The organism is Limosilactobacillus avistercoris, assembly GCF_014836425.1.
Classification (GTDB): domain Bacteria; phylum Bacillota; class Bacilli; order Lactobacillales; family Lactobacillaceae; genus Limosilactobacillus; species Limosilactobacillus agrestimuris.
Genome location: NZ_JACSQW010000027.1, coordinates 1 through 16,403, shown reverse-complemented (window position 1 = coordinate 16,403; position 16,403 = coordinate 1). Strand labels below are relative to the sequence as shown.

Annotated in this window: 11 protein-coding genes and 2 pseudogenes; 9 read left to right on the top strand and 4 right to left on the bottom strand. The window is 39.8% G+C overall.

The genetic code is table 11. The features are described from left to right. The first annotated feature begins 206 nt into the window (after window positions 1-206). Together H9564_RS08245 and H9564_RS08240 are read left to right on the top strand one after the other, a co-directional pair. Window positions 207-2,216, top strand: coding sequence for an amidase family protein (locus H9564_RS08245; protein WP_191685005.1), 2,010 nt, complete (start codon window positions 207-209; stop codon window positions 2,214-2,216). An 84-nt stretch (window positions 2,217-2,300) separates the two neighbouring features. Beyond that, entirely contained in the window at window positions 2,301-2,831 is a 531-nt protein-coding gene (locus tag H9564_RS08240) for a GNAT family N-acetyltransferase (protein WP_191685004.1), read from the top strand. 37 nt (window positions 2,832-2,868) lie between these two features. Here the strand turns inward: H9564_RS08240 and H9564_RS08235 are convergent, their stop codons facing one another. Further along, window positions 2,869-3,411 (bottom strand): RBBP9/YdeN family alpha/beta hydrolase, encoded by a 543-nt coding sequence (locus H9564_RS08235; protein WP_191685003.1) that lies wholly within the window; start codon window positions 3,409-3,411, stop codon window positions 2,869-2,871. A gap of 66 nt (window positions 3,412-3,477) precedes the next feature. Between H9564_RS08235 and H9564_RS08230 the strand changes: the two genes are divergently transcribed. From H9564_RS08230 to H9564_RS08220, 3 genes are all read left to right on the top strand, one after another. Continuing rightward, entirely contained in the window at window positions 3,478-6,330 is a 2,853-nt protein-coding gene (locus H9564_RS08230) for a DEAD/DEAH box helicase (protein WP_191685002.1), read from the top strand. 255 nt (window positions 6,331-6,585) lie between these two features. Further along, window positions 6,586-7,539, top strand: a complete 954-nt coding sequence (locus H9564_RS08225) for an aldo/keto reductase (protein WP_191685001.1) — start codon at window positions 6,586-6,588, stop codon at window positions 7,537-7,539. 5 nt (window positions 7,540-7,544) lie between these two features. After that, window positions 7,545-8,060 (top strand): phosphatase PAP2 family protein, encoded by a 516-nt coding sequence (locus H9564_RS08220; protein WP_191685000.1) that lies wholly within the window; start codon window positions 7,545-7,547, stop codon window positions 8,058-8,060. A 504-nt stretch (window positions 8,061-8,564) separates the two neighbouring features. Here the strand turns inward: H9564_RS08220 and H9564_RS08215 are convergent. From H9564_RS08215 to H9564_RS08205, 3 genes and pseudogenes are all read right to left on the bottom strand, one after another. Beyond that, window positions 8,565-9,800: pseudogene (locus tag H9564_RS08215) on the bottom strand (ABC transporter permease). 1 nt (window position 9,801) lies between these two features. After that, on the bottom strand, window positions 9,802-10,485 hold the full coding sequence (locus H9564_RS08210; RefSeq protein WP_191684999.1) for an ABC transporter ATP-binding protein: 684 nt from the start codon (window positions 10,483-10,485) through the stop codon (window positions 9,802-9,804). 1 nt (window position 10,486) lies between these two features. Continuing rightward, entirely contained in the window at window positions 10,487-11,437 is a 951-nt protein-coding gene (locus H9564_RS08205) for an efflux RND transporter periplasmic adaptor subunit (RefSeq protein ID WP_191684998.1), read from the bottom strand. Window positions 11,438-11,693: 256 nt separating this feature from the next. Here H9564_RS08205 and H9564_RS08200 point away from each other — a divergent pair, with 256 nt between their 5' ends. From H9564_RS08200 to pgi, 4 genes and pseudogenes are all read left to right on the top strand, one after another. Then, entirely contained in the window at window positions 11,694-13,073 is a 1,380-nt protein-coding gene (locus H9564_RS08200) for an MFS transporter (protein WP_191684997.1), read from the top strand. Between the two features lie 90 nt (window positions 13,074-13,163). Continuing rightward, window positions 13,164-14,153, top strand: a complete 990-nt coding sequence (locus tag H9564_RS08195) for a LacI family DNA-binding transcriptional regulator (RefSeq protein ID WP_191684996.1) — start codon at window positions 13,164-13,166, stop codon at window positions 14,151-14,153. Between the two features lie 583 nt (window positions 14,154-14,736). After that, the gene (locus tag H9564_RS08190) at window positions 14,737-16,014 is read left to right on the top strand and encodes an MFS transporter (protein ID WP_191684995.1); all 1,278 of its coding nucleotides are present in this window, start codon (window positions 14,737-14,739) and stop codon (window positions 16,012-16,014) included. A gap of 222 nt (window positions 16,015-16,236) precedes the next feature. Next, window positions 16,237-16,403 (top strand): annotated as a pseudogene (gene pgi / locus H9564_RS08185) (glucose-6-phosphate isomerase); the annotation flags it as partial.

Genomic DNA, 16,403 nt, shown 5'->3' with positions numbered 1-16,403 from the left:
CACAGAAGTTAAGCTTCAACACGCCAAAAGTAGTTGGGGGATCGCTCCCTGCGAGGATAGGACGTTGCCACGCAATTTGAAAAAGACCAGTTCAACTTAATGGTTGAGTTGGTCTTTTTTTATTTATTAAATTCCTGAGAAACATTGAAAACGATTTCATATAGATTATACTTAAGCCATATTAAACAGATTGGAGGCTTAAGTATATGAAAAGCCATCATTATTATTCAAGATTTATCCGTCTTATAGCAACTGGAGTACTATTAATTGGTAATCTTAGTTTAGCAACACCAGTATTAGCTGATAGTAGTATAGAAAATCAAGTAACGAATAAGAATGGACAGACAACTTCCCAAACAATGTCTGGAAATTCTCAAGTCGCAACTGATCAGGCAAACACAACCCAATCAGAAGAAATTCATACCACAAATCGTCAATTAAGGGAACCCGCTCAACAGGTTAATAAACAAGTAAGTCAAGAGATAACAGAGCAACCAGCAGGTAAAATTGCCCAAGATGTGAAAAATGGCACGATTAACAACCAACAATTAATTGATCATGTCTATCAGAAAATCGATCAGAGTAATCAACAACTCAATAATGTAATTTACGTTGATCCAGTAAATGCTCAAAAACAATTAGAAAAATTGAAAAATGAAGAAAAAACCGAAAAACTATTTTATGGAGTCCCAATTTTAATTAAAGGGCTAGGACAAGCGTATAAGGGTTATCCAAATACCGAGGGACTTCCTTACTTAAAAAATAATACGTATCATTATACGAATAATTTTGTTAAGAAACTTCAGAAAATGGGATTTATTATTGTTGGTTCGACTAATTTTCCGGAATTAGGTTTAATTAATATTACTAACTCGAATTTAAATGGGGTTACACATAATCCATGGGATCTTACTCGTAATCCTGGTGGTTCATCAGGTGGGGCCACAGCAAGTGTCGCTGCAGGAATAGTTCCTATTGCTACGGGTAATGATGCGGGTGGTTCATTAAGAATACCGGCATCTTGGTCAGGAGTAATTGGATTAAAACCCACTCAAGGATTAATTACTGGTGATTCGATGACACCTTCAGTAGTTAACTTTGCTGATACGCGGAGTATTGATGATACGGTTAGCCTCCTCAAAGGATTAATGGATAACAAGCATGCACAAAAGCTACTTAAACCATTGCCAAGGGATTTAAAGAAGGTAAAGATCGCTTATTCATTAACTTCACCGGTTGGAACGCCAGTAAGCCAAGATGCAAAGAATGCGGTCCTCAACGCAGTTAATTTCTTACGTCGTCAAGGATTTAATGTTGTTGAACAAAATAGCCCAGTAGACGGTGTAAAAATGATGCAAGCTTATTACTTAGGTGCGCTTGATGATGGTTCAGTAGCCAACTTTCTTGCTCAGCAGAAGCTTCACCGGAGCCTAACTGCTGCCGACGTAACGAACGGCCTGGTTAGTCCGATGACATATGCGTTGTATGAGGCAAGTAAGAAGGCGCCAAAAAATGTAATGCAGATTTTTAACGATGAATTGAAACTTGTGCACGAGCAAATGACGGCTTTTCATAATCAATATCCTGTATATTTAACACCGACAACGGCTACGGTGGCACCGCTAAACAGTGATCCAGCATACTTGCCAGAATATGTTACGAAGATGTTGAAGATTAAGGACCTCTCTTTTGAACAACAGATGCAGCTGATCTATGATTCGTGGTTACACGGGTTGAGTAAGACCCCGTTTACGCAATTAGCAAACCTTGCGGGTGAACCGGCATTGAGTTTGCCAATTTATGTAAGTGCTGCTGGACTTCCACTTGGCATTCAGTTAGAGGGAGCTCAGGGGAGTGATTTCTTACTTTTAGAACTTGGAAAGCTTTTTGAAGCTCAGCATCAATTGATTTTTTTAAATGAATACCGTTCACACGAAGTAAAGCAAACGAAGAGTGCACAGTTAGCTGTAATAAAAGATCATAATGAAATGGCTAATGGTATTCGAAATATTAGAGTAATAAATCAAGATGAAGCTACAGTGATTAATAAGAATAACCAAAGTAGGAATAATAATAAAGAATTACTTAATCAGAAGGACCAAAAAGAGTTGCCTCTGACTGGGAGTGACAGAGAGTTGCCATTATTGACTATTGGACTAGTTTTTGTCGTTATGCTTGGTTGCTTGGGAACCATAAAGCTAAATAAGCAAAAGTAGAATATAAAATCGACCATGGGTTAACTTTGTCATGGTCGATTTTTAGTTACTGTAATAAACTGGTATAAAAGGGGATGGCATGAAATGAAACTTGATCAGATACGGGTTGCACAATTAGCTGATTTACAAGAGGTCGTAAACTTGTATAAAACGGTCTGTGATCACCAATCAATAGATCAATTTGGTGCTGATTGGACGTGGGGGGATTACCCAAGCGTCGAAGGACTTCGTGATTATATTTTACACGCTACGTTAGTAATTGGTCTTAAGAATGATCATGTAGTGGCTGCAGGAGCCTTAACTACTGGTGAGGAATATCCAGATGTAGATTGGCCGACTAAGGTAAGTGACAGTGAAATTGGCGTTTGGCATTTAATTACTGTTCATCCGGACTATCGGGCAACTGGGATTTCAATGCAACTTTTAGAAGCACTGATAGGTGTTGCAAGACGGGAAGGAAAAAAGGTAATTCACTTAGATGTCCTAGCTGATAATATTCCTTCCGAAAAGCTTTACTTAAAGGCTGGGTTTCAACTTGTTAGAGAACTAGTTATTCACTATGATGACATTGGTGACCAGGCGGCTAAGGTAATGGAATATCAAATTAAAAAATAGTGCGGAGAATTTAACAATCTTCCGCACTATTTTTCATTCACAAACTAATCCTTTGCAATTCTTTTAAGATTAAGGGAAATTCGGTATAGCCATCACTGCTAAGAAAATGACCACCGTGATCTTGGACGATTAACTTGGCGTTTAAGTTATGGGCCACCTTAATTGCATCCTGGTAGGGGGCAATTGGATCGTCCTTGGCAGTAATAACAGTTGCTTTACCGATCTTTGGGGTAACCTGTTGGTAGTTTGGTTGTGGCTCCATAAAGGGATCAAGTTGAGGGTAACCAGGTAGCAGTCGTTCAAACGCACTAACTAGAAGGAGGGTTGCCCGTTTTAATTGGTGACGTTCAACATAACGAATAGCAGCGATTCCACCAAGGCTGTGAGAAATAAGGGTAACTTCATCGCTGGGATTGATTTGTTCATCAATAGCTTGTTGCCATTCCTCTTTATCAGGATTGAAGGGATGAGGAAGCCGTAGTCGGTCAACAGAAAATTCAGGTTGGGCGGCTTTCTCTAGCCAAGGAAACCAGTCATCGTCGCGAGTTGAGGTTCCATGAATTAGGTAGACTTTTTTCATTTAGTGGTTCTCCTTTGTTTCTTGTGATAAGTTATTGGTTAAAGCAAATAAAAACGGGAGCAGAGCATGACGGAAAAGACGACAATAAAAAATGCAATTTTAAATGGATTATATGATCAACAATACCAAGGTCACCAATTGTTAACACCCCAGTTAGTAGGAAACGTCGACGGGACAATTTGGGACACGCTCCGTTCAGAGTTAACAACATGTAAGTCCTTTACATGGGTGGTTGCTTTTATCACTGCTGATATGGTAACGCCATTGAAGGTGGTGATGGCTGATCTTGCACGTCAAGGGATTAAAGGTACCCTTATTACTAGTGACTATTTAGGCTTTAATTCCCCGCAGATGTTTCGTGAGTTGCTTAAAATTCCTAACCTTAAAGTTTTACTTGCGGATGTCGCTGGTTTTCATACTAAGGGATATTACTTTACCCATGATGACTATACGACAGCCTTAATCGGAAGTGCAAATTTTACCCGAGCAGCGTTACTCAAAAATTATGAAACAATGTTAAAAGTAACCTCAACGCGGAATGCAACATTGCTTTCGCAAATAACAGACGAGATTCAGCGACTTCGGCTTCAAAGTGAGCCGCTAACGGCAGGGTGGGTTACAAAATACGCTGAAGATTGGCAACCGCCCAAAATAAGAACCCGGGGAAAGAATGGTGCACAGAGAATAGTTCCCAACAAAATGCAAGAGGCCGCACTTAAGGAGCTTCAAAACCTAACTTCTCGTGGTGCCGGAAAGGGGCTAGTAATCTCAGCCACCGGGACGGGGAAAACATATTTGGGTGCCTTTGCAGTTAAAAAGGCCTGCCCACGAAAATTCCTTTACGTTGTTCACCGGGAACAGATCGCCCGGAAAACAATGGAGAGCTTTCGGCGCGTTATTGATGGTCCTCAAAGTGACTTTGGCTTAATTAGTGGTGGTCATCATGACTTTTCCCCGCGTTACCTCTTTGCGACAGTTCAGACCCTCGCTCAGAAAAAGCTGCTTCAGACTCTCTCGCCTAAAATGTTTGACTATATTTTAATTGATGAGGCTCACCGGGTGGCAGCACCAAGTTATCAACGGTTAATGAATCATTTTCAGCCAGCATTTTGGTTAGGGATGACCGCAACCCCTGACCGGATGGATAATCAGGATGTCTATGGGATGTTTGATTACCATATTGCTTATGAGATCCGTCTTAATGATGCCTTGAATAACCAAATGCTAGTACCCTTTCATTATGTTGGGGTTGAGGACTATGAGGTTGATGGCAAGGTGATTAGTGAGACTACAAAATTAAACCGTTTAGTTGCCAGTGACCGGGTGAAATATGTTCTGACCCAGCTTGATTATTATGGTTATTGTGGCTCACAGGCTCGTGGCTTGGTCTTTTGTAGTCGGCAAGAAGAGGCACGAGAACTGGCTCGGCAGTTCACTGCAAGTGGACATCCCGCTGTGGCATTAACAAATCAGGATAGCAACCAGCGTCGTCAAATGGCTGTTCAGCGCCTTGAAAATGGTGAGCTTGAGTACATTATTACGGTTGATTTATTTAATGAAGGAGTTGATATTCCATCATTGAATCAAATCGTGATGTTACGCAACACCCAGTCACAGATTGTTTTTCTTCAACAGCTTGGTCGGGGATTAAGAAAGTACCCGGGAAAAGACTTCGTAACGGTAATTGATTTTATTGGTAACTACAAGCATAACTACATGATTCCCCTGGCCCTGAACGATGATACTAGTCGCGATCAGGATCGGACACGCCGGGAAGTTCAGCTTCCGCAAAATATTGGGGTTTCCACAATTAACTTTTCACGAATTGCCAGTGAACGAATCTTAGCCTCAATTGAGAAAACAAAACTTGATTCGATGGTGGAACTTCGCCGGGCCTATCATGAACTTCAACAACGCTTAGGACGTCGACCACTATTACTTGATTTTCTCTATCATGGTTCAGTTTCGCCAATTGTATTCGCACAGAACAAGCTTTTGGCTAATTACGGAACCTTTTTACGCAAGGTAGGTGAAAAGATAGCCTTAACCCAATACGAGAATCAGGTTCTATCCTTTGTTACTAAAGAATTATTGAATGGTAAACGAGCACATGAATTAATTCTTCTTTCAATGCTACAAGAATATCAAGAGATTACCAAGGAACAAGCAATTGAAGCATTTCATCAAAGTGGTTGTTATATAAATAATGAACTCTTACAGTCCTTGATGAAGGTTCTTAGTTTACAGTTTTTTGATGTTAAAGCAGGAAAACAGACGAAGAAACAACAGTACGGCGATCAGCCACTGGTTATTTTTGCAAATGGAAAATACCGCTTAAATTCCCAAATAATAGAGGCATTAAAACAAGATCCAGATTTTTATAGTCTCTATATTGATGCGATTAAGACCGGGTTGGCTTTAAGTAAAAACTACGATCAAGGGCACCAGTTTACTCTTTATCAGCAGTATGACCGGAAAGACGTTTGTCGATTATTAAACTGGCCGTTGGATGTCAGTGCGCCAATGTATGGTTACCGGGTAGCGGAGAATGAATGCCCAATATTCATTACCTACCAGAAGCAGTCTGCTAAGAAGCGGAATGCAATCTATGATAACCAGCTCCAGGATGGACAATCGCTGCGATGGTATACGCGGTCACCGCGCCATTTATCATCAGCTGAAGTACAAAGGTTACTGGCAGGGGTAAATGACGGAAAGCCAAAGGTAAAGTTGCACCTGTTTGTAAAACAGAGTGATGCTGTTGGTAAACAATTCTATTACTTAGGAACCGCAAAGATTGATCCTAAGTCTGTAAAAGAAGAGCTCCTGGGAGAAAAGAAAAAAGCGACGGTGGGGATGAACCTTGTTTTGAAACACCCATTATCGAATACAATGAATGAAATTCTATTTGAAGAATAAGATCTAGAAAGGGACCGGTAAAAAGGAAAACTTTTTACCGGTCCCTCAGAGTAAGTAAGATAGGTAGTTATCGCTACCTATTATTAAGTCTAGCATAACTTTTTTAATAGTAAAGTAATTATTAGACAATTTTAATTGGATTGTTAAGTTAATTTCGCTAAAGCGTTTTCAATGATTGCCAGTTAAACTAGGCAAGTGAACTAGTCTGGGTTAGAATTAATTGAGTAAGGGGAGAGAAGAAAAGGGTGACTAAAAATGAAAACAGTAAAAATTGGTAATACGAGTTGGCAGGTATCAAATATTGCACTTGGTATTATGCGGATGGGGACTTTAGAAATTCCGAAGGCTGTAGATGCGTTACTCGCAGCTCATGAAGCTGGCATTAATTTTATTGATTCAGCAGATATTTACGGAAATGATCCCAAATTGGGCCGGGGCTCATCCGAAATCCACTTTGGTGATGTGTTTGTGCAAAGTGGGTTAAAGCGAGAAGACTTTTTTATCCAGTCCAAGGTTGGCTTATTTGCTAATGATGAGAACCGAATTACTAGGTATGACTCATCAAAAAAGCATATTTTACAAGCGGTCGACGGGATTCTTCAGCGAATGAAGATTGATTATTTAGACTCTTTGTTGATTCACCGGCCTGATCCGTTGATGGATCCGGAAGAAGTGGCTGGAGCGTTTGACGAACTCCAGTCAACAGGGAAGGCTCGTCATTTTGGTGTTTCAAATTTTAATCCGCAGCAAATTGAACTTCTTCAATCAGCAGTTAATCAACGACTCTTAATCGATCAACTGCAATTTGGCTTGAAGCATACGGGGATGATCGATTACGCTCTTCACACAAACATGACGGACGAGGGCTCGATTAACCATGATGGTGACCTTCTTGATTATCTACGATTGAAGAAAATGACTATCCAAACTTGGTCCCCATTCCAGTACGGAACTTTTGCGGGAACCTTTATTAATAATAAACAGTTCCCACAATTAAATGCTGTGTTGGCTAAATTAGCCACTAAGTATGATGTTAGTAAGAATGCAATTGCAGTAGCATGGATATTAAAGCATCCGGCTAAAATGCAGGTCCTTATTGGGACAATGAACCCCCAACACATTCAAGATAGTGCTGAAGGGAGCAATATTACATTGACCAATCAGGAATGGTATGACTTATATCTTGCTGCAGGAAATACTTTGCCATAAAGATTATGAAAGCACATCAAAATTACCAACAGTTTTATCAACAAATTACGAAGCCGTTTAGCCACTCTCCGTTGTTAGTTAGGGGACTTTGTTGGCTGAATAAGGCAATTGTTGCTTTAATGTATGTTTCATATATTTGTTTACTGCTATGGGTTGCTCTTTTTGCCGGCGGTATTTATCAGTTACTTCCCCTTGTTTTTATTCCCGGTGCAGGATTTCTCCTTCTTTCGTTAATTCGAAGTCATCTTAATTACCCACGACCATATGAAGAGTGGCCGATCAAGCCGTTGATCCCACGTAAAGGTAGCGGGGATTCATTACCCAGCCGACATGTTTTCTCTGCTACCGTAATTGCGTTGAGTGTAATGAGTGTTTCAAAGATTTTAGGGATAATTTTATTACTTTTCGCAATTGTCCTGGCTGTTGTTCGAGTGCTTGGAGGTATCCACTATCCACGAGATGTCATTGCTGGTTTCCTTTGTGGAGTAGCGTGTGGTATTGGAATATTATTAATCCCATAAAAAATATGGTAGAGAACCAATAGTTGGTTCTCTACCATATTTTTTTAATAATGAAACGTTATAAATAATTGCTTTATGCCCGATTATTCATTATGTGGGCGCTTGTCGCAATAATCAGTCCTACAAAACCTACAACAGCGATAACATTACTCATAACAGACATCATATTGAACAACTCCTTTAACATAACTTATTTTTTACGGGATTTATTAACCCCTCCATAAATATATTAACATGTTTTAAAGCCCGCGATGATAATATTTAGATAAGCTTTTGCTAAGCAAATCTCTTAAAAAATAGGGGACTTTATTAACAAATTCTTAGTTTTTGTTACCGCTTACATAATGCTTATTTAATTTATAGAATTTAACTTAATTTTTTAAATTGCTCGCCGGTGAGTTAAACAGAGATAACTAAAAAATTCTTAAAAGATATTACTAAAAGGGTTGAGATATAAGTTTCATTAAATTTAAACAACGTGATTAATAAAGAGAATTCCTAATTTTACCTTAAGATATCGATCAGGTTTTTATTAGCAGCTTGCCGTGCGGGGAGAATTCCGAAAATCAGTCCGACAGCTGCTGAAGTACCAAACGCTAGCAAGAAGGCATTAATTGAGATATGGGCGTGAATGTGAATGCCATCTCCACCGATTGCACTTGAGAGCAGGGGTGCAAGGAGATGAGCTAAACCTGCACCACCAAGGAATCCGAGTAACCCTCCAGTTAGGGTTAAGATCACTGTCTCTACTAAGAATTGCATCATGATATTAAAAGGTGTGGCCCCGACCGCTAATCGTATCCCAATTTCTTGGGTCCGTTCTGATACTGAAATATACATCATGTTCATTACCCCAATCCCGGCGATAAAAAGGGAAATGGCTGCAATGAAACTGATGAAAGTCGTAATAATACTCATTTGTGATGAGAATTGTTTGAGGGCTTTTTCCATATCAATATATTCATAACTACCCTGATTACGTGTCGAGCCGTTTTTCTGGAGGTACTTTGCTACTTTTCGTGAGATCTAGCTAGCATTAACTCCTTGACTAAATGTCAATTTTACCGTGTTCCCTTGAGTAGCACTCTCTCCGTGGTAATAGAGGGAATCTGGCAGTAGTAGTGATGCTCCGTAAGGATTTGGCATACCGTCCCCTGTATATTGGCCCTGTGCCTGATATACACCAACTACCTTGTATGTCACATCATTAACCGTTACCGTTGTCTCAAGAGCATTTTGAGTAGTCCCATATTGCTTTTTGGCAACCTTATCACTCATTAGTGCAGTTGCTTGTCCAGTAGTTAGATCATTCTTGGTGATATTTTTACTAGTAATTAATTTAAGCTTATTGGTGGGCTTTTTCAAAAGACTGACACTGGTATTTTTGGTGATACTACCTATTTGGGCAGGAGTTGATATGTTGTCTGTTTCTCGCTCAATTGTAGCTTTCTTAACTTCACCACCAAACTGGGTCTTAATATCTTCAATTTCATCTTGGGTAAAACCGTAAATGTTGGAGTCAATGTTATTTGCATTAAAAGCAATTTCAGTGGTTTGCTGTCCTTGTTTGGCATTATTCCCGTACTTGTCATACATTGTTTGGGTAATTCCGTCCCCAATACCAAGGATTGCGATGACGGCTGCAATTCCGATCATAATCCCAATGATAGTTAAGAAACTGCGCTTTTTATTGGTCTTTAAGGATTGAATTGCGGTCTTGAATAATTCAATTACTTGCATGCTATTCACCATCCTTACTATCGCTAACGACACGACCATCGATGATTTTAACTATTCGGTCGCATTGGTCAGCGACATGTGGATCGTGGGTTACCATGATAATTGTCGTGTTTTCTTGTCGATTTAGACGTTTAAATAAGTTCATGATTTCTTGACTGGTTTCAGTATCGAGGGCCCCGGTTGGTTCATCGGCGATTAGGAATTTGGGATGGGTGGAGATTGCGCGGGCGATAGAAACCCGTTGTTGCTGACCACCGGACATATTCTTGGGAAATTGTTTTTCATAGCCACTCAAGCCTACCTGATTGAGGACTTCCATTACTCGAGTGCCGATTTCTTGCCGCTTTTTCCTCGCATAAAGTAATGGTAAAGCAACGTTATCCGCTACGGATGATTCCCGGAGTAATTTGAAATTCTGGAAGACAAAGCCGACATTTCGGTTTCGTAGCTTTGAAAACTGCTTCCGGGTATACTCATGGATCGGCTGGTCCTGGTAAAAATAAGTTCCTTCAAAATCGTCATCAAGGAAGCCAATGATGTTGATGAGGGTTGATTTTCCTGATCCCGACTCACCAATAATTGCTACTAGCTCGCCCTGATTAATTTCAAGGTTAATGTCATGAAGAACATGGAAACGGTGGTCACCCTGTTGATAATACTTATTAATGTTTTCTAATGTGATCATCTTAATCAACCTTTGCGTTATTCTTTAGCTTATTGTTTGGATTAGTGACGATTTTGTCGCCAGCATCGATGCCATCTGTAACCACGTACGAATTATTAACAGCATGACCACTAACTCGGTTTTTTCTGGCATGACCGGTGGCATCGACAACGAAGACTTTTCCATGAAGAACCGCTGATTTGGGAATTAAGAGTCCACCTTGCTTGATTGACGCTTTGGCAGTCTGGCCCGCCATAAACTGACTATCATTAACACTTGCTGTTACTTCATAGTGGGTATTATTTCCGGAACCCTTTGTTGGGATTACAGCTAAATAATTAACCTGGGAATTAGCTGTATGGTTTGTGGCTAATGCCTTAATTCTCAGATCGGTACTTTGGTGGAGCTTGTCATAGTCATATTCGGAAACTTGACCAACAAATTGGAGTTTATCTGAATATAGTGTAATGACTGGAGCATCTTCTTTTGATTGGTCAACTGCTACGTAACCGGAATATGGGGCAGTGAGTGTCTGGTTAACTTTATTGGAGATAGAATTTAGCCGTTGTTGAGAAGAGCTATTATCAGATTGTTCTTCTGATGAAGTGTTTAGTTGGCTTTGTAATTCGGCAATGTTATTCTCCAGATTATCATTATGCATGGTTAAAATTGCTTGTCCCTGGGTAACGTGATCCCCATTCTTAACGTTAAGGGATTGAAGCTTTCCTGAGGGGAGGGTTAATACCTGTGTTTTGACTGGTTCAATCTTTCCGGTAAGGTTAAAGTTCGGCTGGGAACTAACTTTCATCGTAGTAAATTGTGGCTTTGTTTGCTCCTTTTTGTCAGCGGAATGTTGAATGGCGACAATAATTAGGGGCAAGATTACAAGACCACTAATAATTAGTCCCCACCGGCGAGTAGCGAGTAGCTTTCGTAACCGTGATTTCTGTTGGTGATTTTTATTGGTAGTCATCTTACTTCCTCCAAGCATACTTAGTTAATTAGTTATGTAACTAAGCGCACAAGCTAGAAAGTTAAAATACAAGATCTTTTTACATAGCCATCATTAAATAAGAGCAGCTAACCTTAGAGAACAATATAGTTTGAGTAAAACATTGGTAAAAATCGAAAATTGTTATTTATTTTTTCTAAGTAAACGGTTACAATATTGATGTGGTCTATTTTCAATAGATTATTTACCTATTTTACTTAATAAGGGAGTGTTTCAGTTGTTTAAGTTCTTGAAACCATCTCCGGACGTAAAGACACTTGTGCCCAAAGATAAGGTAGCGAGTGTTTACCGGCGCAAACAGACGGGGGTTATCTTAGCGACGTGTTTTACTTATTTGGCTTACTACATTATTCGGTTAATTTTTACGACTGAACAAAAGCCAGTGATGAAGGAATACGGATTTGACATTGGCCAAATCGGGTTAATTCTCTCAACCTTTGGGATTGGTTACGGAATTGCCAAACTTTTCATGGGTGGTTTAGCTGATAAGTCGAATACTCGAGTATTTTTAGCACTCGGTCTTTATCTTTCCTGTATCTTTAATGCTTTCCTGGCATTTACCCGGAATTTCTATATTATCTTGTTCCTAATGCTTTTGATCTCAATTACCCAAGCGATGGGAGCTCCTGCATGTCAACGGGAGATTTCACTCTGGTTTGCTAAAAAGCACCGGGGCGTCGTATTTGCTATCTGGGCTTCGGCACATAATGCCGGGGCGTTCGCCTGCGTTGCTTGTATCCAAATTGCAACCTTCCTCTTTTCTGGTTCACTACCAGCTGTATTCTTGACTGCATCTGTTGTTTCAGCAATTATTGCAACCATTATGTTATTGATTAATTCGGAGCGTCCAGAAGCAGTTGGTTTGCCAAACATGGCCGTTTATTCTGGTCACGTTGAGCTTGATGAAAACGGGAATTCAACCGCTCAAGAGTTGTCTAATAAGACTTTTTGGCAAATTCTTTACCAAGATATCCTCTGCAATAAGGTCGTTTGGGCTGTGACTTTAACGTCCATGTCGATCTACATTGTCCGTTACGGGATAATGAGTTGGATCCCAAGCTACCTGCCAACAAAGGGCTTTAGTGTTGACTGGGCTAAGTGGTTAGTTGGTATTTTTGAACTATCAGCAGTTCCTGGCGTTATTATTCTAGGTGGTGTTTCTGACCTGTTGAAGGGACGCCGTTCACTAGTTTGTTTAATTTGTGTCATCTGCTTAATTATTTGTTTGATTACTTACTTTACTAGTACGAGCCATGCTGTAATCGTTGCCGTTCTCTTTATTATGGGGAGTTTAATTTATGCACCACTTTCATTAGTTGGTTTAATGGTCAACGAAGCCGTACCAAATTATGCAGTTGGCCTATCGACCGGATTTATGGGCTTTTTCCAGTATGTATTTGGTGAAACTGCTGCAACAGCATTAATTGGTCAGTTGGTTAAGCGCTTTGGCTGGGGAGCTTCATCAGTTACAATTTATGTTGCTGCTGGGGCGGCATTCTTGCTTCTTGTTTACCTTGTCTTTAAGGAACGTCACATTCTACAAATGGAAGCACAAGTTAACGCGGCAGATCGTGATAAAGAAAAGATCGAAAACTAGAATTTCTTAAGGGACACCTCTCCTTTGTAACTTGAAGGAAGGTGTTTTCTTTATGCTATAATTATTTAGTGATATATAAGAGGAGTAATTATGGTAGAAAAAAAGACAATTAAGTTAGATGACGTGGCAAAATTAGCCGGAGTTTCAAAGACGACAGTTTCACGGGTCTTGAACAATCGGGGATATTTAAGTGAAAAGACGATCAAAAAAGTCCATGAAGCAATGGACGAGTTAAATTACCGGCCGAATGCAATTGCCCGTCAATTATTCAAGCAAAAGACTAACTTGGTTGCCTTGGTTTTTCCTACAGTTGATAATCCATTTTTTGCTGAGCTTGAAGCCGAATTAGAGAAACGATTTGATCGTTTGGGTTACCGAGTATTAATGGGGAATAGTCAGAATAACCCGACGAAAGAAAGGGACTATTTAAAGCTGTTATTAAATCACCAAGTGGATGGCTTAATTGTTGGTTCACACAACCAGGGAATTTCTGAGTACCAGAAAACAACTAGACCGATCGTGTCAATTGAACGGTTTGTGGGTAAGCAGATTCCGGTTATTTCTTCTGATAACTACCAGGGTGGTCTTCTAGCTGTTCAACGGTTATTGAATGATGGTTGTAAACACATTATTCATACAAACTACCCAATTAATTTAGTCTCGCCAAATGAGCTACGGCAACAAGCCTATGAGGACTTAATGAATAAACATAACCGGAAGCCAATCACTTATAGCGTTTCTTTTGACGTTTCAGATGAAGAAAAGGAACGGGTTTTCCGTAAAATGTTCCGGGAACACCCAGAAGTTGACGGTATTTTTGCCGATAATGATACCAATGCTAGTCTGATTATCCGGATTGGAAAAGAGTTTAACCGTCATGTTCCGGATGATCTAAAAGTGGTTGGTTATGACGGGGCGAACATTACGCGGATGTTATCACCAGAATTGACGACGATCCAACAACCAATTCCTGAAATGGCCACTAAAGCGGTAGAACTTCTTTTACAATTAATCAACGGAAAGACCGATGTTAAGTCAGTAACTCTCCCAGTGAAATTGATTAATAGTACAACGGCATAAAAAATGACGAAGCTGAGAATTAACCTTCTCGAGATCCTGGTTGGCTAACCTAGAACGATGAGTGATAATGAAATCATCAGAATCGTTCGTAGCCAAATAGTCTTGCTCCGCTGCGTTAGACCTAAGGCTCTGGTTACGACGCGAAGCTAGCCTATTAGGATTCTCGCAATTAGACTCTATAAGTTCGGAGACTATTAGTAACAGGATGAGACCGGGAAAAATGTTTTTTCGGTCTTGTTTTATTTAATTAAATAGTGAACAACCTAAGTGAAATAACCGTTTTTGCTATTATTTTAGTTATTTTTCCTAAAAATTGGGCTTTTTTTGAGAACCTGCTAACCGGTTGTGCGAGTAGTACATTATAAAGATATTTTAAAAATTGGTATATTGTAATCGCTTACATAAGGTAGGGGCGTCAATGCCGAAATGCTCCTATTTAAGAGGAAAAAGAGTGAAAATAATCACTAAATGTAAGCGCTTTACTAAATTGTGACTACCGGTTACCATAAAGGTGTTAAGTAAAATTAGATCTAAATAAAAGATTTGTTACTTTGTATTAGCAAGTTTGGAGGTTGTTTTTATTATGAAACAGAGTCAGTCGATGGCAACTAAACTTGCGTTCTTGTCCGCATCTTTTATGGTTACGAGCGCCTACGCAATTCAAAGTGCATTGCCACAAATTAAATCAGCATTGGCGGTTAGCCAACCACAAGTTGAATACTTAGTTACCGCACCATCATTTGCGGTCATGTTCTTTGTGGTTCTTTCACCATTACTTCAGGACTGGTTCAATATTTCTGATAAGCATATTATCATGGCCGGAATTACGATGGTTGGAATTGCCGGTTTAATCCCGTCATTTGTTAGCAACTACATGGTAATTTTAATTTCGCGTCTCTTCTTGGGAGCCGGGTATGGCCTTTATAATTCACAAGCTATTTCACTAATTTCCGTTTGGTATCGGGGACACGAACGAACTAGCATGCAGGGATGGCGTTCAGCATTTGAACAGATCGGTAATGCTTGTACGCTGACAATTTCAAGTTTGTTATTAATCTATGCTGGATGGCATGCCGCATTCTTAGTTTACGGTCTTGCCTTTGCGGTAATGGCATTCTTTGCTTGGCGGGTACCAAATGATTCTCATAGCACTACGGCAACTAGTGATAATCACGAAGCAACTGAAACAATCTCACCGATCACTAATGAACCGGTTACTAAGATTAGTCCGTTAGTAATTGCTATTTTGGCATTTGTTCTCTTAATTAAGATGGACTTTATCGGAATGGAAGACCGCTTTCCAGGCCTTGCTGTTGCAATTAACGGAAAGACATTTACTGGAACAGGAACTTACCTTTCATTAATGCTAATTGGGGCAACGCTTGGTGGTGCTTGCTATGGTGTCCTTCAGAAGCACTTCGGTTATGTCGGAACAATTTACATCGGTTTAATTCTATTGGCAATTGCTAACTTCTTATTTGGCTTCGGTGGGAATAACTTCCCAGTTATTGCTGCTGGTATTTTATTAGTTGGCTTCCCCATGCAGGTTCTTACACCATTAATCTTCAATATTCTTCCATTTATGGCACCAATGAAGCTTCAGACTAAGATCACTTCATTCGTATTAATTGGGTTTAACTTTGGTGCATTCTTCTCACCAACTGCTGATGCCTGGTTTAATCACCTCCTTAGTCAACCGTTAAATGGGCTAGGATTAGCTGCACCATTCCGGATCTATGGGGTAATGATGTTAATTATTGCTGGATTACTCTTTATGGGAAAGCACTTATATGAACTTAAAAGTGCAAATAGTAATGCCGAAGAAAAACAGGCAGCAGCTGTCCATATATATACAAAATAATTAACTGAAAAACGAAAAATTAGGCCGCGACCAAAGCCTTTAGTGGCTTGCGATCGCGGCCTTTTTTGTTTAGAGATAGTAATAGTAAATAAAAAATTGAAGAAATTCCTGTCAACCGATTGACATATAAAATAGAAAGCGCTAACATAATAGCTGTTGAATAGTTAAGCACTTCCAAATAAACGAAGATAGCTAATTAGTAAAAAAAGGGGACTTAGGATTATGGCTCATATTTCATTTGATCAAACTGGCTTAAAAAAGTTCGTTAACGATAACGAACTTGGTGAAATGCAAGCAATGGTAAATGCGGCAGATGACGAATTACGGAATGGTACCGGTGCCGGTGCTGACTTCCGTGACTGGCTCCACTTACCAACCGACTACGACAA